This is a genomic window from Pseudomonas sp. Larv2_ips (assembly GCF_963879675.1).
Lineage (GTDB): Bacteria > Pseudomonadota > Gammaproteobacteria > Pseudomonadales > Pseudomonadaceae > Aquipseudomonas.
In genome coordinates, this window is the sequence record NZ_CAWOAW010000031.1 from 651,961 (window position 1) to 675,596 (window position 23,636).

Below are 23,636 nucleotides of genomic sequence, written 5' to 3' on the forward strand. Positions count from 1 at the left end.
CGCGGGCTCGGTGGTGTTTGAAACTCCGGCTAACGATGTCTACAACAACGGTTCGACCGTCAACACGACAATCACCAACGCCACCGGCGGTAACTTCGAAAACCTGGCGACCAACCCAGCGCCAGCGGTGACCACCATCACCGACTCGATCGATACCACAACCGTCACCCTGACGGCGGACCCATCGGTCGTTGAAGGCGGCAACATCACTTACACCGCTACGCTGACTAACCCGGCGCAAACTGCGGTGACTGTGACGCTTTCGAATGGTCAAACCATCGTCATCGAAGCCGGTAAATCTGCAGGCTCGGTGGTGTTTGAAACGCCGGCCAACGACGTCTACAACAACGGTTCGACCGTCAACACGACGATCACCAGCGCCACCGGTGGTAACTTCGAAAACCTGGCAACCAACCCAGCTCCAGCGGTGACCACCATCACCGACTCGATCGACACCACCACCGTCACCCTGACGGCGGACCCATCGGTCGTTGAAGGCGGCAACATCACTTACACCGCCACGCTGACCAACCCAGCGCAAACCGCTGTGACGGTCACGTTGAGCAACGGCCAGACGATCAATATCGAAGCGGGCAAGTCCAGCGGAAGTGTAGTTTTCGAAACTCCGGCCAACGACGTCTACAACAACGGTTCGACCGTCAACACGACGATCACCAGCGCTACTGGCGGTAACTTCGAAAACCTGGCAACCAACCCAGCGCCAGCCACCACCACGATCACCGACTCGATCGATACCACAACCGTCACCCTGACGGCGGACCCATCGGTCGTTGAAGGCGGAAACATCACTTACACCGCTACGCTGACTAATCCAGCGCAAACCGCCGTGACCGTCACTTTGAGCAACGGCCAGACGATCAATATCGAAGCCGGCAAGTCCTCGGGCTCGGTGGTGTTCCACACCCCGGCCAATGACGTCTATAACAACGGCTCGACCGTCAACACGACGATCACCAATGCTACCGGCGGTAATTTCGAGAACCTGGCAACCAACCCAGCGCCAGCAGTCACCACGATTACTGATTCGATCGACACCACTACCGTCACCCTGACGGCAGATCCATCAGTCGTTGAAGGCGGCAACATCACCTATACCGCGACGTTGACCAACCCAGCGCAAACCGCAGTAACCGTGACGCTGAGCAACGGCCAGACGATCAACATCGAAGCCGGCAAGTCCTCGGGCTCGGTGGTGTTCCACACCCCGGCCAACGACGTCTATAACAACGGCTCGACAGTCAACACGACGATCACCAACGCTACCGGCGGTAACTTCGAAAACCTGGCAACCAACCCAGCGCCAGCAACCACCACGATCACCGACTCGATCGACACCACTACCGTCACCCTGACGGCAACCCCTTCAGTCGTTGAAGGCGGCAACATTATTTACACCGCTACGCTGACCAACCCAGCGCAAACCGCTGTGGCGGTCACGCTGAGCAACGGCCAGACGATCAACATCGAAGCCGGCAAGTCCTCGGGCTCAGTGGTGTTCCACACCCCGGCCAACGACGTCTATAACAACGGCTCGACCGTCAACACGACGATCACCAACGCTACCGGCGGTAACTTCGAAAACCTGGCAACCAACCCAGCGCCAGCGACCACTACGATTACCGACTCGATCGACACCACCACTGTCACCCTGACGGCGACCCCTTCGGTCGTTGAAGGTGGCAACATTACTTACACCGCTACGCTGACCAACCCGGCGCAAACCGCCGTGACCGTCACTTTGAGCAACGGCCAGACGATCAACATCGAAGCCGGCAAGTCTTCGGGCACGGTCGTGTTCCAAACGCCGCCGAACGACGTTTACAACAACGCGTCGACTGTCAGCACGACGATCACCAAGGCAACCGGCGGTAATTTTGAGAACCTGGCGGCGAATCCGGCCGCTGCAGTGACGAGCATCACCGACTCGATCGACACCACCACCGTGACCCTGAGTGCGCCAAGTGCGGTCAACGAAGGCGGCACCATCACCTACACCGCCACCTTGAGCAACAAGGCTGGCAGCGACATGGTGATCACCCTGGATAACGGCTCGACGATCAAGATTGCCAAGGATTCCTTGGTGGGCCAGGTGACCGTCAATGCGCCAGGCGATGACGTGTTCATCGACAAGAGCACCCAGACCGTCAAGATCGCCGGCACTACCGGCGGCAATTTCGAAAACCTCAGCGTGACGCCGGGCGGCGCCACCACCGTGGTCAACGACACCATTGATACGGTGAGAATCCTCCTGACCGCCACCGGCAGCGTCGGCGAGAAAGGCAACATCGTCTACACCGCCACCCTGGTCGACAAAGACGGTCATACCGTCAATAACGTCGGCAAGACTGTGGTGGTCGAGCTGGATAACGGCAAGACCATCAGCATTGCCGACGGCCAGAGTTCCAGCACGGCCACCGTTGTCGCGCCTAACGATGTGTACGCCGGCAACCAGACGGTGACTGCGGCCATCAAGGGCGTAACCGGTGGGGAGCAGTTCGAGAACCTGGTGCCGGTCAAGGATCCGGTGAGCACCACCGTATACGACACTCCGGGCACCACCGACCTGACGACCGTCACCCTGAGCGCGCCAAGTGCGGTCAACGAAGGCGGCACCATCACCTACACCGCCACCTTGAGCAACAAGGCCGGCAGCGACATGGTGGTCACCCTGGATAACGGCGCCACGATCAAGATCGCCAAGGATTCCCTGGTCGGTCAGGTGACCGTCAATGCGCCAGGCGATGACGTGTTCATCGACAAAAGCACCCAGACCGTGAAGATCACCGGCACTACCGGCGGTAATTTCGAGGGCGTCACCATCACCCCGGGCGGCGCAACCACCGTCGTCAACGACACCATCGATGACGTGACCGTGGCGCTCAAAGCCAACGGTTCGGTCAGCGAAGGCGGCCTGATCACTTACACCGCGTCCCTGGTCGACAAGAACGGCAATGCCGTAACCAACGTCGGCTCCGACCTGGTGGTGAAGTTGAATAACGGCTCGACCATTACCATCGGCAACGGCCAGTCCAGCAACACCGCGACCACCACTGCGCCTAACGATGCGTACGTGGGCGCCAACGACGTGACTGCCAAGATCACCGGCGTGGTCAGCGGCGGCGACAAGTACGAGCATCTGATCGTCGACGGCAGCACCGTGACCACCAAGGTGACGGATGTGATCAACAACACCACCATCAGCATTACCGGCGACGCGTCGGTGACTGAAGGCGGCACGGCGAACTACACCCTGACCCTGAGCAACCCGGCGCAAACCGATGTGACCGTGACGCTCAAGTACAGCGGCACCGCCACCGATGGCTCGGATTTCACCGGCGTGTACACCGTGAAGATCCCGGCTGGCGCCAGCAGCGTGCCGTTCACCATCGGCACGATCGACGACAAGATCACCGAGCCGACAGAAACGATCGTCATCACCATCGATAAAACCACCGGCGGCAACTTCGAAAACCTGGTGGTCGGCAATGGCAGCGTCAGCACCAACATCATCGACAACGACGCGCCGCCGGTCATCGACCTGGATGCCAACAACTCCAGCGGCGCCACCGGTGCCGACTACAAGACCTCGTTCACCGAAGGCGGCACGGGCGTGTCGATTGCTGACACTGACATCAAGATTACCGATCCGGACAGTACTCAACTGACCGGCGCCACGGTGGTCTTGACCAACACTCAGCAGGGCGATTCGCTGAACTACACAGGCGTTACCGGCATCACTGTGACCCCGACCACAGACCCTGCCACCGGCAAGATCACGCTGACCCTGACCGGTACGGCGTCGCTGGCTGACTACATGCAGCAGATCAAGAACATCACGTTCACCAACAACAGCCACGACCCGAGCACCACGCCGCGGACCATCACCGTGACCGTGACCGATGGCGGCAATTACTCCAACGTCGCTACCGCCACGGTCAACGTAGTGGCGGTCAACGATGCGCCAGTGGCAACCGGCAGCGCCGTGACCGGCACCGAAGACACGCCGCTGGCGCTGACCTGGGCCAACTTCGGCGTGACCGATGTGGACTCGCCACAAGCCAGCCTTGGCGTGAAGATCACCGACCTGCCGGTGGCCGGCAAGCTGCAATACCTGGCGGCAGATGGCGCCACCTGGACCAACGTGACCGCCGGCCAGACCTTCACCAAGGCGCAGATCGACGGCGGCCAGTTGCGCTTTATGCCCAACGCCAACGAGTCCGGCACCGACGGTTATGGCGGCACCGGTATTGGCAACAAGCAGGCCGATTACGCGCAGTTCAAGTTCCAGCCTACCGACGGCAAGGACCTGGGCACCAGCGCCACGGTGAAAGTCGATATCACACCGGTCGCCGACGCACCGACCCTGAATGTGGCTGACAACAACGTCAATTCGGTGGGCTTGCTCAAACAAAGCTGGAACAGCATCGCCGGCATCGGCACCAACGGTAACGGCGCGGCCCCGGCCGACCTGAAAAACGCCATTGATAACGCCGGCACTCCCAACAGCAGCGGGATTGTGACCAACGTCGAATCCACCGCCAACGTGGCGGCGGGTGCAGGCTCGAAGATCTCCGGCCTGATGTACATGGAAGCCGGCAAGTCCTACACCTTCAGCGGCACCGGCGATGACAGCCTGGTGATCAACGTCGGCGGCAAAGACGTGGCCAGCGCGCAATGGGGCACCAACAGTGGCAAGTTCAGCGGCTCGATCACCCCGACCGTCAGCGGCTACTACAGCATCGAGATTTACCACGCCAACCAGTCAGGCCCGGGCAGCTATGACGTCAACCTGTCGATCAACGGCGCAGCGGCCACAGACCTGAGCACCAGCGGCGCGGCGTTGTACACCGGCATCACTGACCTGACCAACGCCGGCGTGACCGTGTCCGACCTGCATGGCAGCAACGGCGACGGTTACTACGTGGGCTACAAGCTCAACGAAGGCCAGGAAAACGGCACCGTGAAGCTGTCCAAAGTCACCACCGCGCTGACCGATACCGACGGCTCGGAAACCCTGAGCGTGAAGATCAGTGGCGTACCGGCAGGCTCGGTGCTAACCGACGCGTCCGGGCACACCTTCACCGCGACCAAAACCGTGGGCGAAGTCAACGTCACCGGCTGGGACCTGAGCACCCTGACTATCAAGCCGCCGACCTACTACAGCGGCCAGTTCAACCTGACCGTCACCTCGACGTCCACCGAAAGCCTCGGCGGTTCGGCCATCACCACCGCGCAATTGCCGGTGACGGTGTACCCGGCCACCTACAGCGCGATCACGGGCACCTCGGGCAGTGACGCGATTACCGGCACCGATGGCAACGACATCGTCGTGGCCGATATCGGCGGCCTGAACGTGGTGCAGGGCAAGAACTACAACATCGCGTTTATGGTGGACAGCTCCGGCAGCATGAGCACCGCGTCGATCAACGCGGCAAAGGCTTCGTTGACCTCGGTGTTCAGCTCGCTCAAAGACAGCCTGGGCGCCAACACGTCGGGGACTGTGAATATCTTCCTGGCGGATTTCGATACCCAGGTGAACAAGTCGGTCGCCATCAACCTCAACGATCCAAACGCCCTGACCCTGCTCAAGGCAGTGCTGGACTCGATGGCGTCGGGCGGCGGTACCAACTATGAAGACGTGTTCAAGACCACGGCCAACTTCTTCCAGAGCGGCCTGGCTACCGGCAACAGCGGTGCCACCAACTTGACGTACTTCATCACCGACGGCAAGCCGACCTATTACCAGAGCGGCGAGCAGACCAACCCGACGATTTACAACGTGAAGCTCGACGACTTGGTGACCACGTCCAACTACACACTGGGCACGACGTTCAGCAAATACCTGGATAACACCCACTACTTCAGCGTCGACTCCTCGGGTGCGGCCCAGTTGCAAACCTGGAATGGCTCGCGCTGGGTGGTTAACAACCTGGGCACCCTGCACGCCCAAGGTGACGGCACCTACGAGCTGTCCAACCTGAGCGGTACCGGCAGCAGCACCGACTCGGCGACGCTGAGCAACGCCAAAAGCGCCTTTGCCTTGCTGGGCGGGTTGTCGCAAGTGGAAGCCATCGGCATCAACAGCGACGTCACCCTCAGCGACCTGAAGCCGTACGACAGCGATGGCAAGCCGCAAAGCAACATCGACCCGAAAGACCTGGCCAACGCAATTCTCGGCCACACCGAAGCAACGCTGCCGGGTAACGACACCATCAGCGGTGGCGACGGCAACGACATCATCTTCGGCGACCTGGTGAGCTTCAGCGGTATTACCGGTGAGGGTTACAACGCACTGCAGGCCTTTGTTGCACAGAAGACCGGCGTGGCGGTCACGGCAGTGACCACCTCGAACGTGCATCAGTACGTCACCGAGCATTACGCGGACTTCGATGTGTCCGGCGCCAAGGACGGCAACGACACGCTGCTGGGCGGCGCGGGTGATGACATCCTGTTCGGCCAGGGCGGCAATGACTACCTGGACGGCGGCAAAGGCAATGACATCTTGCTGGGCGGCACCGGTGACGACACCTTGATCGGTGGTCCGGGCAACGACATCCTGATCGGTGGTTCGGGTGCCGACACCTTCGTGTGGAAAGCGGGTGACCTGGGCAACGATGTGATCAAGGACTTTAAAGCCTCGGAAGGTGACCGGATCGATCTCAAGGATTTGTTGAAGGGTGAGACAGACAGCACCATCGACAACTACCTCAAGATCACCACGGTAGACGGCGTGTCGACCCTGCAAATCAGCAGTGAAGGCAAGCTCAACGCAGCGGGCGGCGTGGCCAATGCCGATGTGACGATCAAGCTGGAAGGCAACGATTGGTCTCACACCAGCATCAACTCGCTGATCAGTGGTGCCGACCCGACCATCAAGATCGATCACACCGCCTAAGACGCGATGAACCGGCCGCCCACTCGGGCGGCCGATTTATTTGGCTGATGCGTCGCTGGCCCTCACGGGCGGTTGCATCGCATACTCGCGCTCATAAACACACCATTGACCTATGCTGGTGAACGCGTGTGGCTCATTTTCGAGGGTTTCTTATGTTTTACGTGCAACGTGATGCACAGGGTGCACTGAGTCGCGTGGAGGCCGCCGCCTTTGCCGAATCAACTGAAACCCTGCCGGCCGATCACCATGAGATTCAGGCCTGGTACGCCAACGAAGTGGTGGAAACCAGCCTGGCGCAGCTCAAGCAAAGCGACCTGGAGATGATTCGGGTGCTGGACGACTTGATTCAGGTGCTGACGCGCAAGGGCGTGATCAGCGTGACAGACCTGCCACCGGCGGCGCAGGCCAAGCTGATGGACCGTACCCACGCGCGGGAAGCGTTGGGCGGGTTGAGCCACCTGATCAATGATGAAGAGACTGGTTTGATCTGATTTAGTTAGGCACACCGAATCTAAATCGGGGCAGGCTTGTGTGGGAGCTGGCTTGCCCGCGATGCAGGCACCTCGGTGTATCAGGCGGACCGAAGTGATGCTATTGCAGGCAAGCCAGCTCCCACACAAGCGAGTGCCCCGTTAGGTTTGGATTATTTCCAGGGCGCCGGTTCACCGAACAGCTGGCCCTGCACACCGAAAATCCCCATCTCGCGAATCACCTTCAGCTCACCCTCGGTTTCCACACGCTCGGCAATCAATGGCAAGTCGATGCTGTGGGCCGCACGCTGGATCGCCTCGATAAACAGGCGTTTGTCGCTTTCCTGATCGATGGCGCGGATGTAGCTGCCGTCGATTTTCAGGTACGCCAGGCCCAGCCGTGCAAGGTTGCCGATCATGCTGAAACGCCCACCAAAGCGCTGCAGGCTCAGAGAGAAGCCCAGCTCGCGCAGGCGCTGGGTCAACTGCTCCAGCAGCGCCTGCTCCGGCAATTGTTCTTCACCGATTTCCAGGGTCAGGCGCGGGCCCAGGTTGCTGTGCTGGCGCAGCAGCTCAAAAATCCGATTCAGCGCCTGAGCATCCTGCAAAGTCGCGGCAGACAGGTTCAGCGCCAGGCTATGGCTGTGGCCGGCCATTTGCTTGAGTACCTGCTCAAGCATCAAGCGGTCCAGACGCGCCGTCCAGCCGAAGCGCTCGAGCCACGGCAGGAAACGTCCGGCAGGTATCGTGTGGCCGTCTTCATCCTGCAAGCGCGACAGCACTTTGTAGTGCAAGACCAGCTGCGGGTCCTGGCTGGCGACGACCGGTTGGAAGTACAGCTGGAAACGCTGCTGGGTCAGGGCCTGATCGAGCAGTGTGTGCCACGCATGGTGATCGTCGCCGACGCTGGCGGCGGCGCTATGGTCGAGGCACACCCAGGTGGTGTCGCCCTGCCCTTCGGCCTGGGCCAGGGCTTGGTCAGCCAGGGTCAACAGGGCTTGAGGCGAATCGCCATGGTTAAACGGTGCCAGGCCGATATAGGCAACCGGCGTGACATCACTGGCGCCAGTGGCCTGCAGGCTGAGCAACGTGGTCTCAAGGTTCTGCGCCAGTTGCAGCGCTTCTTCACGCACCAGCCCCGGCGCCAGTACCGCAAACTCACCGCCGCGGATACGGGTGACGAGGTTGTGGGTTTCCGGGTACGGCTCGCACTCGCGCAGCAGCTGTTCGCCGACCGCTTGCAGCAATTGGTCGGTACGCTGGCCACCGAGGCGCTGGTTGAGACCGGCGAGGTCCTTGACCCGCAGCAGCAGCAGATAGCCGGAGCTGGTCTCTTCCGGGTGACTCACGCGGGCGTTGAGCTGCATTTCGAAATAACGCCGGTTGGCGAGGCCGGTGAGGTTGTCTTGATAGGACTCGATGCGCAGTTTTTCGCTGCGCTCGGCCTGCTCCTGGAACAGCGCCTTGAGCTTTTCCACCATCTGGTTCATGGCCTGCACCACGCGGCGCAGTTCCGGCGTGCGCGGCAGGTAGGGCAAGCTGAGGAACTCGCGGCGGGCAATGGCGTGGGACTGCTTGACCATGTAGTCCAATGGCTTCAACTGCCGGCGCAGCAATAACGCGCCAAGCACCGCGCTGACCGCGCCGCACAGCAACAGCCAGCCGAGGCTGCCCAGGGCGCTCTGCCAGAGTTTGGCCAGGGCGAACATCGGGTGACTGACCACCTCCACGCGCGCCGCCTGCTCCCAGCCGCGATTGACCAGCGCATCGCCACCCGCCGGCTCCAGGCCGATCAATTTCACGAACCAGTTGGGCACACCGTTGTTGTCGGGAATGCCGCTGCGCTCGACGATGGTTTTATCCGTGGCCAGGTCCACCACGCGGATGCTCGCGTAATAGCCGCTGTCGAAGATTGAGCTGACCAGCAGTTCGACCATGGCCGGGTCGTCGATATTGGGCGTCAGCGACAATGCCAGTGCCGTCGCCGCATCCTGCGCGTGGGAGCGAAGCTGGTTGACGTATTGGGTGCGCGAGCTTTCCAGGCTGACCATGAAGCTGCCACTGAAGGCGACCACGAGGAACAGACAGATTGCGATCAATAGTTGTTTGAACAGAGACATCCGATCAGTTACTCCTAGTTGGCAGGCTCGGCCGGGAAGCCTTCGGCACGCATTTTTCTCAACACATCCTGCCAGCGCGACAAGCGTTTGGTATCACCGACTTTCGTGTTGCCCTTGGCGCCGGGCAGGTACAAACCCTCGGCGTTGAAGGAATACACGGGAATCAGGTCGGTACGGCGAGTGGCCGGCAGGATCTCGTCCATCAGGCTATCGAGCACCAGCGGGATGGCGTTCGGGGTCGAATAATAAGTCAGCACCATGTGCGCGCGATTCTGCCGCAAGGCCTTGACGTAGGTAATGCGCAATTTGTCGCTGGAAACGCCCAGGTGACGCAGGCTGAAATACTTGGCGATTGCGTAGTCTTCACAATCTCCGGCACCTTTCCACAGGGCTTCGATGGGCGTCTCCCAATAATCGACCACGTGCCACAGGTCGATGTCTTCCACGTACGTCATTTGTTTGTTGAAGAACAGATTGACGACCTTGAGCTGCTCCTGCTCGTCGACTTGCTTTTGGGTCGCCAGCAATCGCTGCCAGGCGTCAATTCGCTGCTGGCCCTCACCCAGCGGCCCGTACAAGGCGGTGGCTTTGCGGCTGATCTGAGAGAAATCCCAATCGGCATGCAGCCCGCCGAGCATCAAGCCAGCCAACAGAATCGCTGAAAATAGCCAGCTGAGGATTCGAGAGGGAATAAAACTTACCGCCAAGGCGTTCAGTCCGTGGAGAGAGACGGAATTTCAAAGGATGGTGAAGCCTCAACCCACAAAAAACAATGGCACAGTGCAATCATTCATGCGTGGGCGAAGTTCATGACCCGCCGCTGTGGGATGCACAAAGTACAGCTTGTAAGCCCTTACAAACGGAAACTTTGGCTGTTTGACAAGCGTGTGGGCCATCTTTAGTGTGCATTGGATCCAATTAAACACACTCCATTCAACAATAAGGAGGATAGCGTAACCGTGACGCAGAAGCCGAACCCTTTAAGCAGCATCAAAATCAGCGGGCCTATTCCCGCCCACCTTGCTCGCGCCGTTATTGAAGAAACCTTGCGCAATGCCATTCTCGACGGTCGACTGCCCTGTGGCACCGCGATGCGCCAGCAAGAGCTCGCCAGCCTGTTCGGTGTCAGCCGCATGCCCGTGCGCGAAGCTTTGCGCCAGCTGGAAGCCCAGTCTTTGCTGCATGTGGTGACTCACAAGGGCGCCGTGGTTGCACCGTTGATCGAAGACAATTCGGCTGAAACCTATGCCCTGCGCATGCTGCTGGAATCCGAAGCGCTGCGCTTGTCGATCCCGTTGCTCACCGACGCCGACATTGCCCAAGCCGACGCCTTGATCAAAGCGCTGGAGCAGGAGAAAGACTACGCCGAGATCGGCCGTCTCAATCGTCTGTTTCACATGGCGCTTTATAGCAAGGCACCCAACCAGCGTTTGCTCAAGTTGGTTGAACACGGCTTGAATGAGGAAGAACGCTTTCTGCGCTTCAACCTCGAAGCGATGGGGCTGGGCGAGACGTCCCAGGAAGATCACCGTGAACTGCTGAGCCTGGTGGCCCAGAAGAAAACCGACGAGAGCATCCTGACGTTGCGCAACCACCTGATGCGCGGCATGGAGGTTATCTCTACCTACCTCAGCGGTCTTGAAGCCGCCGCAACACCCGACACGCAGTAAGTTTTACCGCGCTCGTTGTAGATCCTTATACGGTGAAGGCCCCTTTCTGTGCGGAAGGGCCCCCACGGTATACATCGCATATTTATTGATGCCTGGCTAACTTAAAGAAACGTCCCACTTCGATTCAAGCAAGTTACTTACAACACACTGTATCTCGAAAAAATATCTAATACTTTCATCATCTCGCCCCACCGTTTAATCAGCTTACTATCGCGACCTAATACAACAACCATTTTATTTTGCTGCGCAGCTTAGTCTCGTTCTCGCTGCGCGCGGGGCCTGGCTATGCGCCACGCCTGCACGTCCAGTTGTAAATCCCATCCTGTTTTCAGAGCAGCGCAATAACTTATAGGCATCAACCATGCATCAACACTTACTTGAACAAAAGAAACTGCAGCTGTGCCGCCATCCGTTATTTAAAGAAATAACTTCACTGACCAAGTTACAGCGTTTCATGCAACACCATGTATTTGCCGTTTGGGATTTTATGAGCCTGACCAAACGCTTGCAGCAGGACCTGAGCTGCACGCAGTTACCCTGGCTGCCGCCCCTCGACCCGCAAGCGACGCGCCTCATCAATGAAATCGTGCTCGGCGAAGAGTCCGATGAACATCCCGCACAGGGCCATTGCAGCCACTTCGACCTGTACCTGCAAGCGATGGCCGAAGTAGGCGCTGACACCCGCGTCGTCCGGCGCTTCATTGAGCTGCAGCGTCAGGGGACCGAAGCCAGCACAGCCTTGCATCAGGTCGATGCGCCGCCAGGCGTAGCCCGCTTTGTCGAAAGCACGTTGCAGATCGCCTTGAACGCGCCCACCCACGGCGTAGCGTCCGCCTTCCTGCATGGACGCGAGAGTGTCATTCCCTCCATGTTCGCGTGCATTCTGCGCGGCGATGTATTCAAGGGCCGCCAGACGCCGACCTTCTGCTACTACTTGAACCGTCACATCGAACTGGACACGCAAGGGCACGGGCCCGCCGCAGAGGCGCTACTCCAGCGCCTGATCGGTACAGACCCGACTCGCCAACGCCAGGCCGATGAGATCGCTCTCGGCGCGGTGCACAGCCGCCTCCGCTTCTGGGACGACGTGCGCGCCTCGCTGCAAGAGATGCAGCCATGAACGCCGCCGACTATCGCTCCTTCGCCGACGACTGGGAACGCCGTGCAACCCTGCGCACACGTCCGCGGCGCATGCTGGAAAACGACGACAGACTCATCTACCCCGCGAGCCGCCAGCCCCTGGTGCTGAGCGCGACCTTCCTTGAGCATTGCTCGCAGTGGCGCGACTTCGTGCTGGTGCAAAGCTTCTACAAATTCCTCAATGACGTGGTGATCTTCGAAACCGAGATCGTCGACAAGACCGCTCGCAGCATTGCCAAGAATCGCTTCTCGCTGTCCTTCCCCCTCGCCTGTCGCTACGACGCAATGACTGTCGTGGTCGATGAGGATTACCACGCGCTGGTCGCGCTGGATTTCCTGCAACAAACCGTGAACATGACGGGCCTGCAACCGCTCGACTTGCCCGGCCAAATCGAGCTGAGCCATGCCTTGCCCGCCGCGCAGGCATTGGCGCCGCCGCACCTGCGTGACGCCGTGGAGTTGATTGGCGTGGCCATCGCCGAGAACACCGTCACCCATGACGTCGCGGCGTTTGCCAAGGATGACAGCGTCAAACCGTCCATACGCGGCTTGATGGCCGACCACTTGTTCGATGAAGGCCGCCATGCACAGTTCTGGACCCACCTGGTGCGCATCTACTGGCAGTCGGCAAACCCGGCCGACCGCGACAGCATCGCGGCCACCCTGCCGGCCTTCTTGACGCATTACCTGACCAACGACCTGCAGAAAGCTTTCGATCTGCAGTTGATCGAACACCTGGACGTCAGCGCCGACGTTCGCCGTGCGCTACAAGACGAAGTCGCAGCGCTGCACTTTCCCATCACCCGCCAGCACCCGCTGCTCGGCAATATCATGGGCTTTCTGCACCACAGCGGTGTGCTGAACACCCCGAGCGTCGCCCTGGCCCTGAGCACCTATTTACCCGAATCGGGGAGGCAGCCATGAGGCGCTTGAACATGGGATGGAGCGGCACCAGCAAAGCCTTGGAAGCGATCAGGCAAACGCTGGAGCAATACGGACACGTCACAGTGACGGATTCCCTCGACGTCATGATTGAAGACGGCAGCCAACCGCTGCGCGTGCCTGCCGATAATACCCAGCGGATCAGCCTGCGACTGGGCATTGGCCCGGTGTCTGAACACGGGCTTCCTGCGGTGCAATTGCGCTGCTATGACCAAACCCGCCGCGTACTGGCGATATGCGACATCCCCGAAGAACCCAGCGGCAACGGCGAGCGATTGCGCCGCCATGCGACGAATGCGCTGGTGGAATGGGTAGCCTCGCTGGTCAGTCAATTCTCGCGAGACCCTACGTTTTTTTCGGCGACAACCGTCGCTAATGCCTGGCCTGAGCAAGGCCTTCATGGGCTTGAAGGGTTGGCGTTCCTGCATCGATTCAACCGTACTTCGCAGCCGGCACTGTTACAGGCTGCACAGGTGCCAATGATCGAGCGGCTACAGGCCAGTCTTCATTCCTTTGCTGAACGACCGGCGCTGAACATCGCGGGCAGCGTGCTGACCTACCGTCAATTACTGCATCGCGCCGTGTCGATCCAGCAAAGCCTTAGTCCCCTGCTGCAGCACGCGCAGACGCCAGCGGTGATCGGCGTGTGCCTGGAAAAATCCGTTGATCTGTATGCCAGCATTCTGGCGGTGCTGGGTTGCGGCGCGGTGTACCTGCCACTGGCACCCGATCATCCGCCGCAACGCCAGCGCGCCATGCTGCAAAGCAGCAACGCCAGGGTGTTGGTGGTAGAGGGTCAGCACCCTTTGCGCCACGATTTCGTTACCCTGAATGTCAGCACTGTCGACCCGACCTGTGCCGACATCACACGCCCGCTGATGCAGCATCGTCCCAGCAGCGAGGCACCCTGCGTGGCGCTTTTCACCTCAGGCACCACCGGCCAACCGAAAGGCGTGTTGCTCAGCCAACGCAACCTTGCGCATTTCACCGCCTGGCTAGGCGCCTGTATGTCGTTGGACGAGCACAGCCGCGTGCTGCAGTTTTCGCCGCTGAGTTTTGACTCATCGCTGATCGACATCTTCCCCGCCCTGATAGCCGGCGCCGAGTTGGTCGTCCCGAGCGAGGGCCAACGGCACGATCCTCAGCAACTGGTCGAGCTGATTCGCCAACAGGGCATCAGCCACGCGTTTCTGCCGCCGGCGCTGCTGAGCATTCTGCCGCTGGATCAGCCCTTGGGTTTGACTCACTTGATGACCGGCGGTGATGCCTGCGAGCCGCATGTGATCGAGTGCCTGGCGAGCCAATGCCACCTGCACAATTTCTACGGCCCTACCGAGACGACGGTACTGGTCACCCACCGAACCTTCCAGCCCGGTGACAGCACACGCAATCTTGGGCGCCCCATTGCCAACAGCCAGGTGCTGATCCTCGACGACGACCTGCACCCGGTGGATGAACAGGTGATGGGCGATCTGTATATCGTCGGCCCTGGCCTGGGCCTTGGGTATGTGAGCGCGCCGCAGGGGGTCGACAGCCCGTTTGTTGAGCTGACACAGCCGGACGGCCGATCAGTGAGGGCATACCGCAGTGGCGACCGGGCGAAATGGACGGCCGACGGTATCGAACTGGGCGGTCGGCGGGATGATCAGGTGAAGATCCGCGGCTTTCGGGTCGAGCCCCAGGAGATTGAACAATGCCTGCGCAGCAGTCGGCTGTTTCGCCAAGTGGCTGTGCTGATTGATCCTGACCGCAGGATCCTAAGCTTTGCCGCCCAACCTGAACCAGGCGCCAGCATGGCAGGCCTCAAGCACCATGCGCGGCAATGGCTGGCGACCTACATGCAGCCCGAGGTGTGGACAGAATTACCCACTCTGCCACGCACTCACCACGGCAAGATCGACCGTCAGGCCTTGCTGGCGATACCGAAACACGCCACTCCCCGCAACGACTGCAATGCCGCACAAACGCCTCTGCAAATGCGGCTGGTGGCGCTGTGGAGCGAGTTGTTGGCGGTGCCGGATGGCGACATTTCCATCGACGATGGGTTTTTCAACCTGGGCGGCCATTCCATTCTGCTGTCTACCCTGCTGCTGCGTCTGCGCAAAGCGTTTGGCCGTAGCCTTTCACTGAGCAGTTTCTTTGAAGCGCCGACAATTCGTACGCTCTGCGTACTGATGGAAGATGGGGCACTGCCGCATGCACCGTCAGGCCAGGTGGAAAAGGATGCGTCGCAAACGCTGAATACAGAAACGCTGCATGAAGACCGCGCTGGCGATCCGCGCAAGGTGATTGTCACGGGCGCCAACAGTTTTGTCGGCGTGCACCTCGTCGAAGCCTTGTTGGCTGGCGGTGCCCAGGAGGTGGCATGCCTGGTGCGTGAACAGCCGGGGCAGTCGGCGATGACGCGGTTTACCCAGGCATTGCGCGAGTACCGGCTGCAACATCTGGACCTGAGGCGGGTGCAGGTATACGCCGCCGATATGGGCTTGCCCCGGCTGGGTTTGGCTAGCGATGTTTATGAGCACCTCGCCCGAAACCACGGGGTCTTGGTGCACAACGCCGCGCGGGTCAATCATGTGATGGATTACGCCTCACTGGCCCAGGACAACGTCGAACCGATACGTGAGTGCCTGCGCCTGTGTGAAACCCACTGCAAGAAAGTCTTCAATTTCATCTCGACCCTGTCGGCCTGCAGCAGTGTCGACGCCCAGGGAAACATCCTCGAAACGCCGGCTGCAACCACGTTGCCGCTCTACCTCAAGAATGGCTACAACCTCTCCAAGTGGGTCGCCGAACGCTTGCTGCGGCGTGCAGCCGAGCAAGGCGCATGGGTGAACATCTATCGCCCGGGAAACATCGCTTTCAATAGCCGCAACGGCGTCTGCAAGCCGCACAACAACCGCCTGATGATGATGCTCAAGGGTTCGTTGCAACTGGGCCTGGCGCCCCGCCTGCAGGTGAACTTCGACCTGATGCCGGTGGACTTCTTTGCCCGTTTTGTTGCGTTTCACTGCGGCCGCTTCGCTGCAAGCCGAAACGTATTCAACCTGCACAACCCACAGCCTTTGAGCTGGGATCACTACCTTGATGCATTCAGTCAGGCGGGCCACTGCTTCGAGCGAGTGAGCGTGGCGCAGTGGCAGACCGAGCTGCGAACGGTAGGCCCTGATAATGCGCTGTTTGGCGTGTTGGGCTTCTACCTGGATAACCTCGCAGAAGACATCAGCGACATCACGATGATTTGTCACGAGAACGCACGCCAGGGTGTGGAGGCGATGGGCGAGCAGTACCCGCACAAAGACCCGGCGCTGTTGCGCAGAGGCTGCGACCACCTCAAGGCCATCGGCTTTCTCTGACCGTTCAGGACATTTCCATGAATCTGCTGCAACCCGATACATTAATTCGCAACCCGAACGGCACACCCGTGGTGGCGTCTGTTGACGTCGCGTGCGAGGCCGCTGATCTGTGGCGAGTGGTGGGCAATTTTGCAGGCTTTGATGCCTTCGTTCCGGCTCTCTCGCACATCGAAATGACGGGCACAGGCATAGGCGCCTTGCGCACCAAACATTTCCACGATGGCCATTGCGTCGTAGAGCAACTCAACAGCCGCGACGACGACGCCATGTACATGACCTGGACCACACTCTACAACACCTTGGGCGTCGCCCGGCTGTGGGCTGCCATGCAGGTGGAAGCGCTTGGCACAGGATGTTCGCGGGCAACCTGGACGCTCATGGGTGAGCCAGTCGATACCACCCACGCGGCGTTTGAACAGTTTGTGCAGACCTTCGCCGACACGGCCCTGGAGAATGTACGCCAGATGTTCAGCTGATCAGCAGGAGCGAGACGCCTCGCTCCTGCATGAGCCCGGTCAGATTTTGAAGCTGTCGACCAGTTGCTTCAGGCGGCTCGCTTGCTGAGACAGCGCATCGCAGTCCTTCAGCGTTTCGTTAAGGTTGGCCACACCCTGCTGATTCAGCAGGTTGATCTGGTTGATGTCGACATTGAGGGTTTCAACCACAGCGGTCTGCTCCTCGGTAGCCGCAGCGACCGACTGGTTCATGCCATCGATCTCGACGATTCGCTGCGTCACGCTGACCAGGCGCTCGCCGGCCTGGTTGGCCACTTCAACGCTCTCCTCGCTGGAGGTCTGACTGGCGTTCATGGTGGTCACGGCCTCACGCGAGCCCACTTGCAGCGACGTGATCATCTTATGGATCTCTTCGGCGGACTCCTGGGTACGGTGAGCGAGGTTACGCACTTCATCGGCAACCACGGCAAACCCACGCCCGGCTTCCCCGGCACGCGCGGCCTCGATCGCGGCATTGAGCGCCAACAAGTTGGTTTGCTGGGAGATGCCTTTGATCACATCAAGGATGTGGCCAATGTTGTCGGTGCTGGCGTTCAGGGTTTCGATCTGAGTGCAGGACAGGCTGATCTTCTGCGACAGTTCCGACATCGCCAGGATGGTTTTCTCCACCACCTTGCGCCCGTCGTCTGCTTGTTCACTGGCACCACTGGCGTGCTGCGAAGCATCAGCTGCGTTACGCGCGATTTCCTGGGTAGCGGCACCCAGCTCGTTGATCGCCGCGGCCACGCTATTGGTGCGCGCGCTTTGCTCGTCCGAGCCGATGATCGAGGCGTTGGAAGACGCCATCACGCGTTGGGACAGGTCATGCACTTGACGCGTTGCCGAAGACACCTCGGAAATAGAGGCGTGGATACGCTCGACGAACTGGTTGAAAGCGCTGCCCACCTCGCCAAACTCGTCCTTGCTGGTCACGTCCAGGCGGCGAGTCAAATCGCCCTCACCCTGGGCAATGTCCTGCATGGCCACACCCATGGTGGTCAGCGGGCGCAGCAGTACTTGGATCAACAGGCTCAACAGCACGGCAATGGCGACGACGGCAATCAACATGGCGATCAATGCCGAAGTACGGAACTTGCCAAGTGGCGCGTAGGCTTTGTCTTTGTCGATCGACAGACCGATGTACCAATCTGCACCGGGCAAACCGCTGATTGGCGTGAACGAAAGAATGCGGTCCTGGCCATTGAGAACAACGTCCTGGCTGACCTTTTCGATACGCAGGTTGGTACCTGGGTAGATGTCCTTGAGGTTTTTCATCACCTGGTCCTGGTCAGGACTGACGATGACCTGGCCATCGGCGCTGACCAGGAACGCATGGCCGATCCCACCGAAGTCTACCGAGTTGATGATCTTCACCAGGGTTTGCAGGCTCAGGTCACCGCCAACCACACCCAACAGCTCACCGTTCTTTTTGACGGGCAGAGCAATGGTTACGATCTGCCCGCCGACTGCGGCCATGTAAGGCGGAGTCAGCATGGTTTTATCGGCAGCCACCGCCTGCTTGTACCAAGGGCGCTGACGCGGGTCATAATCGTCAGGCATCTTCGCATCAGGACGCTGGGTGAACACCCCGTTGGTTTGCCCGACGTAGGTGAACTGGAAGTTCGAGGTGAACGCAGGCTGATCAACCAAGCCAGGAAGATCGGCCTGGCTGCCCTGATGGGCAACGTTTTGCGCCAGGCTTTCGAGTACCAGAATGCGGCCACTGAGCCAGTTCTGCACACTGCTGGCCGTGAGTTCGCCTGATTGCTGGATAGACGACTCCAGGTTTTGCTTGATAGTGCTGCGCTGCAGGTAGTCGTTGTAAAGCGTGAATAACGCGAACGCGAGAACCACGACGCCTGATGCGGCCAGCAGAATTTTATGACTGAACTTGAGATTCATTTCATCGACTTCTTTTGCCAAAGGGGGATGAGCGTGCCGAGTGGAACATTCCATGTAACGGGATAGGCGGACTCTGCGACCGCTCTATTTCGGTGCACGCATGGCTCGTCAGGCTTTCGGCCAGGCCAGGATAAATCTTAGAAATTTGTGAGAAGCATCCTGATTTTGAGTAGGAAACCGACCGACGGTAGGTCGGTAGGCGTCGGCGTTGCAAAATTTTTCAGCCTCCCAGACAATGCGACTAATTATCATTTGTGACGTTTGGCCGAGCCTGTGTGAATGCCGACTACTGAGTACATCCCTTGTGAACGTGTTGTGCAGACGCTTTACAGCACCCATCACAGCTGGCTCAACCGGTGGCTGCGCAGCCGCCTGGGCAATGCGGCGGATGCAGCGGACCTGGCTCAGGATACGTTCGTGCGCTTGCTGCAAAAAACCGAACGCCTGGAACTCAAAGCCCCTCGTGCCTTTCTGCGAAGCATTGCCAGCGGCCTGGTGATTGATCATTGGCGGCGTGAAGACATCCAGCGTGCCTACCTCGAGTCCATCGCCCATCTCCCTGAGGCGTTGGTCCCCAGCGCAGAAACGCGGATATTGGTGCTGGAACTGCTGGAGGAAATCGCCCGCCTACTGGACGGATTGAAGCCGAAAGTACGTAAGGCGTTTCTACTGGCTCAGTGTGATGGGTTGGCGCACAAGCAGATCGCGCTGCAGATGGGGGTGTCGTTGCGAACAGTGGAACGGTATGTCGCGCAGGCGCTGTATCACTGTTACGTACTGCGTTATGGGGCGTGACTACGATGGATAATGCCGCGCGCTCCGGACCAGATCCTCAGGTGGTCAAGCAGGCCATCGCTTGGGCACTGCGCCTGCGTAATAACCGGGCCAACGTGCGCTTGCATGCACAATGTGTGCGCTGGCGCGAAGCGCATGACGACCATGAATTGGCCTGGCAGCGGGTACAGGCACTGCAGCAGGAATTGAGCAGCCAGATGGCCGCGATCCCCGGCGCGCGCGTGGCCTTGGAAAACGTTTCGCAAGGCGTGGGCCGGCGGCAGGCACTGAAGATGTTGTCTGGCGTCATGTTGGTGGGCTCCGCAGCCTGGTTAAGCCGCGACCTCACCGGCTGGCAGCGCTGGACGTCCGACCTTGCGACCGCCACCGGGGAACGGCGCAGCGTGCAATTGCCGGATGGCGCTCGTTTGCAACTCAACACCGACAGCGCCGTGGACCTGGACTTCAACGCGCAGCAGCGTCTGATCACGCTGGTTCGCGGGGAAATCCTGGTGACGTGCGGCGCGCCTTCTTCGGCGCCACTGCTGGTTCAAACTCGGCACGGCTTGTTCGAAGGTATCGACGGGCGCTTTGCCGTGCGCCAAGACAGCGATTGCACCCGCTTGAGTGTGGTCAGTGGCAACGTGGCCATTCACTCACCACACTCGGCAGACGGACTGTCGACTCAAGTCCACGCAGGAGAGAACTACCTCGTACATCACACACATGCCACGCTGGCACCGCCGCTGGATATGGACATGGGCGCTTGGGTCGATGGGCTGATCGTGACACGGAACATGCGCCTGGCTGCCTTCCTGTCGGAGGTGGGGCGCTATCGCCCTGGTTATCTGGGTTGTTCGGCAGAAGCCAGCGACTTGCGGTTGTCAGGGGTTTTTCGGCTGGAGGACACGGATAAATTGTTGGCGATCGTTGCACAGACGCTGCCTGTTGAAGTGCGCTACCGCACGCGTTGGTGGGTAAGCCTGGAACGTTCAGCCTGATTTTTTATGCTGTATATGAAATTTTTTTGGCGGTTTTTTTCCGTGAGACCGGCTTAGACAGTAAGCCCTTCAATCAGCCGTCACCGGCCTCCACGGATCTTGATCATGACAGCGCGTTTTCCCGGCAACTCACCGTGCTCTTCCTACCCCCTTTTGGCTAAATCCATCCGTGCGGCATTGCTGTCAACCGCGATGGGCATGGGCGCGGGTCCAATCGCCGGCATAGCTGCGCAAGCAAACATCGAGCAGGTTAACCAGCGCTACGACCTGCCTGCCGGCGCCCTGGGCGAGGTGCTCAATCAATTCGCCCGTCAGGCAGGCATTACCCTCTCCAGCACGCCTGGGCAAACCCAAGGCCGGCAATCAGCCGGGCTGCATGGCGAGTATTCAGCCGAGCAGGGGTTAAATCATCTGCTCACCGGCTCTGGCTTGCAGGCGGTATCGCAAGAGGGTGTCAGCTTTGTGCTGGAGACCCAGACGCAGAGCAGCACCTTGACGCTGCCCACCACGGATATCAAAGGCTTCGCCCTGGGTAATGCCTTAGGCAGCATGGAAGGCTACAACGCGACGCATAGCCAAATCGCAACCAAGACCAGCGCCGCATTGCTGGAGACGTCGCAAACCGTTTCCGTGGTGACGCGCGAGCAGATGGACGACCAAGGCTCCCAAACCGTCGCACAAGCCCTGCGTTACACCCCTGGTGTACTGACCAACCCCTATGGCGCGACCCATCGTTATGACTACGTGGCAATGCGCGGTTTTAATGATGGTTCTGTGGACAACATCTACCTTGATGGTTTGAAGTCCATGGGGGATAGCGGCACCTATAGCACCATGCAGGTTGATCCGTATTTTCTCGAGCGCGTGGACATTCTGAAGGGGCCTTCCTCTGTCCTCTATGGACGTAGCTCGCCCGGCGGCCTGGTCGCGCTGACCAGCAAGAAGCCATTGCTGGAGCCCTACCATCAGGTTCAAGCAACGGCAGGCAGTCACGGTCAGCAGGGCATGGGTTTTGACTTCAGTGGACCCGTGGATGACGACAAGCGCATCGCCTATCGGCTTACCGGTTTAGCGGACAAGTCTGATACGCAGTTCGACCACGCCAAAGAAAAGCGCTTAGCCTTGGCGCCGACACTCAACATCGACTTTACCGAAGACACCTCGCTGACACTCCAGGCGTACCTGCAGCATGATCCTGATGGCGGCTATCACGGCGGTATGCCGGCAGACGGCGCATTGCATCAGCGTAATGGCCAGCGCATCTCCAGCCACTTCTTCGAAGGTGAACCTGGAGTAGATGGCTACAAACGTGATCAGCAGTCGCTCGGTTATCAGTTCGAGCATCGATTCAACGACGTGTTTACTGCGCGACAGAACTTGCGCTATCTCGACTCCAAGGTGCAATTGGATCAGGTGTACGCCTATGGCTGGACCACACCGACCAGTAACGAGTTGAATCGCTATTATTCGGGAGGTGATGAGAAGCTGCATGCGTTCATCATCGACAACATGCTGCAGGCGGAGTTTTTTACCGGTACCACTCACCATACCGTGCTGATGGGGGCTGATTATCAGCGACGTAAAACGGTGGTGGACTGGACGAGCGGGTCACTGCAGCCAATCAACGCATTCAACCCGGTCTATGGCAACACTGCTATCAGCAATGCCAGCCTGACCAGCTATCTGCGTCGCCTTGAGCAAACTGGCGTTTATCTACAAGACCTGATCGAGATGGATAAATGGCGGTTCTCTCTAGGGCTGCGTCAGGACTGGGTAGAGACGTCCGACGAGAACCGTATCGCTGAAGCGGGGCGACCGCTGGGCACGGAAATTTCTGACAAACGTACCAAACTGACTGGGCGAGCCGGTGCGCTGTATCTGTTTGATAATGGCTTGGCACCCTATGTCAGCTATTCAGAGTCGTTCAACCCGAACTCCTATTCAGACAACGCCGGCAACCCGCTGGCACCCACCAATGGAACGCAGTGGGAAGCGGGCTTGAAGTATCAGCCGCCGGGGACGGATAACCTGTTTACAGCTTCCTGGTTTCGCATTGACCAGGAGAACCTGGCGACAAAGCTTCCTCAAGAAAACTTCTATCGCGCAGTAGGTGCGGTTCGCTCGCAGGGACTGGAGTTGGAAGCACATATGCAACTGACCGATAACCTGAAGATCTTGGGCAGCTATACCTTTACCGATATTAAATATTCAAAATCGATGGTCAGTACGCTGAGCTCAGCCGACAACTTGATTGAGAACAAAGGCAACTCCCCCACGCAGGCACCTCGCCATATGGCATCGGTGTGGGCGGACTACACGTTTGATAGCGGCGCCTTTGACGGCTTGCGACTTGGCGGCGGGGTTCGGTACGTCGGCTACAGCTGGGCAGACGCGGAGAACACAATGAAGGTACCCGCCTACACCTTATTCGACGCATCCTTAGGGTATGACTTGGGCAAGGTCGGACTCAAAGGCGTAGATGTACGGTTGAACGCGAACAACCTGACCAATGAGACCTATGTAGCGTCCTGTGCCAGCCTGAACTTCTGCTATTTGGGCGAAGAGCGTAATGTCAGTGCGACGGTAAGCTATCAATTCTGATCTGTTAGCGTTTCTGACAAGCCAGTGTCTGCTTTCAGGCACTGGCTTTTTTGTGGGCAGGGTGCAGGGGGATCTGATGTGGCCGGCTCGGGAGGATTTCTCTCAGTCGGCAACAGTCCTCCAAAACGACAAAACCCCTGTCTGCGTTAGCAGACAGGGGTTTCGGAATTTGATCTTGACGATGACCTACTCTCACATGGGGAAACCCCACACTACCATCGGCGATGCATCGTTTCACTGCTGAGTTCGG

13 protein-coding genes and 1 rRNA gene are annotated in these 23,636 nt (G+C 59.3%); 10 read left to right on the forward strand and 4 right to left on the reverse strand.

The window, feature by feature from the left end; all coding sequences use genetic code 11:
- The coding region (locus tag AACV02_RS28455) for an immunoglobulin-like domain-containing protein (protein ID WP_256680481.1) at nucleotides 1-6,916 on the forward strand (6,916 nt) is incomplete at its 5' end.
- Nucleotides 6,917-7,068: 152 nt separating this feature from the next.
- Complete coding sequence (locus AACV02_RS28460) at nucleotides 7,069-7,407, forward strand: hypothetical protein (RefSeq protein WP_016968775.1); 339 nt, start codon at nucleotides 7,069-7,071, stop codon at nucleotides 7,405-7,407.
- A gap of 152 nt (nucleotides 7,408-7,559) precedes the next feature.
- Here AACV02_RS28460 and lapD read toward each other — a convergent pair whose 3' ends face one another.
- Both lapD and lapG read right to left on the reverse strand, forming a co-directional pair.
- Nucleotides 7,560-9,506: a cyclic di-GMP receptor LapD gene (gene lapD / locus AACV02_RS28465; RefSeq protein ID WP_119738364.1), complete on the reverse strand. Its 1,947-nt coding sequence runs from the start codon at nucleotides 9,504-9,506 to the stop codon at nucleotides 7,560-7,562.
- Between the two features lie 14 nt (nucleotides 9,507-9,520).
- Nucleotides 9,521-10,213: a cysteine protease LapG gene (gene lapG / locus AACV02_RS28470; RefSeq protein WP_106580708.1), complete on the reverse strand. Its 693-nt coding sequence runs from the start codon at nucleotides 10,211-10,213 to the stop codon at nucleotides 9,521-9,523.
- 252 nt (nucleotides 10,214-10,465) lie between these two features.
- On the opposite strand from lapG, the gene AACV02_RS28475 reads away from it, so the two are divergent.
- The 5 genes from AACV02_RS28475 to AACV02_RS28495 all read left to right on the forward strand — a co-directional run bounded on the left by AACV02_RS28475 (nucleotide 10,466) and on the right by AACV02_RS28495 (nucleotide 17,090).
- Nucleotides 10,466-11,176, forward strand: a complete 711-nt coding sequence (locus tag AACV02_RS28475; RefSeq protein ID WP_106580709.1) for a GntR family transcriptional regulator — start codon at nucleotides 10,466-10,468, stop codon at nucleotides 11,174-11,176.
- 361 nt (nucleotides 11,177-11,537) lie between these two features.
- Entirely contained in the window at nucleotides 11,538-12,296 is a 759-nt protein-coding gene (locus tag AACV02_RS28480; protein WP_119738366.1) for a DUF3050 domain-containing protein, read from the forward strand.
- Entirely contained in the window at nucleotides 12,293-13,240 is a 948-nt protein-coding gene (locus AACV02_RS28485; RefSeq protein WP_119738368.1) for a diiron oxygenase, read from the forward strand. The genes AACV02_RS28480 and AACV02_RS28485 overlap by 4 nt, the downstream gene beginning before the upstream one ends.
- Nucleotides 13,237-16,614 carry an amino acid adenylation domain-containing protein gene (locus AACV02_RS28490; protein WP_119738370.1) on the forward strand — a complete coding sequence of 1,126 codons (3,378 nt, stop codon included), beginning with the start codon at nucleotides 13,237-13,239 and terminating at the stop codon, nucleotides 16,612-16,614. The genes AACV02_RS28485 and AACV02_RS28490 overlap by 4 nt, the downstream gene beginning before the upstream one ends.
- Nucleotides 16,615-16,631: 17 nt before the next feature.
- Entirely contained in the window at nucleotides 16,632-17,090 is a 459-nt protein-coding gene (locus tag AACV02_RS28495; RefSeq protein ID WP_119738372.1) for an SRPBCC family protein, read from the forward strand.
- A 39-nt stretch (nucleotides 17,091-17,129) separates the two neighbouring features.
- On the opposite strand, the gene AACV02_RS28500 is transcribed toward AACV02_RS28495, so the two are convergent.
- Nucleotides 17,130-19,010, reverse strand: coding sequence for a methyl-accepting chemotaxis protein (locus tag AACV02_RS28500; RefSeq protein WP_106580714.1), 1,881 nt, complete (start codon nucleotides 19,008-19,010; stop codon nucleotides 17,130-17,132).
- A 279-nt stretch (nucleotides 19,011-19,289) separates the two neighbouring features.
- On the opposite strand from AACV02_RS28500, the gene AACV02_RS28505 reads away from it, so the two are divergent.
- The 3 genes from AACV02_RS28505 (at nucleotide 19,290) to AACV02_RS28515 (ending at nucleotide 23,386) form a co-directional block, all read left to right on the forward strand.
- Entirely contained in the window at nucleotides 19,290-19,805 is a 516-nt protein-coding gene (locus AACV02_RS28505) for a sigma-70 family RNA polymerase sigma factor (protein WP_119738374.1), read from the forward strand.
- Nucleotides 19,806-19,810: 5 nt separating this feature from the next.
- A complete protein-coding gene (locus AACV02_RS28510) occupies nucleotides 19,811-20,785 on the forward strand; it encodes a FecR domain-containing protein (protein WP_119738377.1) in 975 nt (324 codons plus the stop codon).
- 105 nt (nucleotides 20,786-20,890) lie between these two features.
- The gene (locus tag AACV02_RS28515) at nucleotides 20,891-23,386 is read left to right on the forward strand and encodes a TonB-dependent siderophore receptor (protein ID WP_119738379.1); all 2,496 of its coding nucleotides are present in this window, start codon (nucleotides 20,891-20,893) and stop codon (nucleotides 23,384-23,386) included.
- 173 nt (nucleotides 23,387-23,559) lie between these two features.
- Here AACV02_RS28515 and rrf read toward each other — a convergent pair.
- Nucleotides 23,560-23,636 (reverse strand): 5S ribosomal RNA (gene rrf, locus AACV02_RS31055); the annotation flags it as partial.

Excerpts from the sequence above, each read along its gene's own strand:
- AACV02_RS28460 (WP_016968775.1), top strand. The coding sequence starts at position 7,069 with ATGTTTTACGTGCAACGTGATGCACAGGGTGCACTGAGTCGCGTGGAG.
- lapD (WP_119738364.1), bottom strand. The coding sequence starts at position 9,506 with ATGTCTCTGTTCAAACAACTATTGATCGCAATCTGTCTGTTCCTCGTG.
- AACV02_RS28480 (WP_119738366.1), top strand. The coding sequence starts at position 11,538 with ATGCATCAACACTTACTTGAACAAAAGAAACTGCAGCTGTGCCGCCAT.
- AACV02_RS28485 (WP_119738368.1), top strand. The coding sequence starts at position 12,293 with ATGAACGCCGCCGACTATCGCTCCTTCGCCGACGACTGGGAACGCCGT.
- AACV02_RS28490 (WP_119738370.1), top strand. The coding sequence starts at position 13,237 with ATGAGGCGCTTGAACATGGGATGGAGCGGCACCAGCAAAGCCTTGGAA.
- AACV02_RS28495 (WP_119738372.1), top strand. The coding sequence starts at position 16,632 with ATGAATCTGCTGCAACCCGATACATTAATTCGCAACCCGAACGGCACA.
- AACV02_RS28500 (WP_106580714.1), bottom strand. The coding sequence starts at position 19,010 with ATGAATCTCAAGTTCAGTCATAAAATTCTGCTGGCCGCATCAGGCGTC.
- AACV02_RS28505 (WP_119738374.1), top strand. The coding sequence starts at position 19,290 with ATGCCGACTACTGAGTACATCCCTTGTGAACGTGTTGTGCAGACGCTT.
- AACV02_RS28510 (WP_119738377.1), top strand. The coding sequence starts at position 19,811 with ATGGATAATGCCGCGCGCTCCGGACCAGATCCTCAGGTGGTCAAGCAG.
- AACV02_RS28515 (WP_119738379.1), top strand. The coding sequence starts at position 20,891 with ATGACAGCGCGTTTTCCCGGCAACTCACCGTGCTCTTCCTACCCCCTT.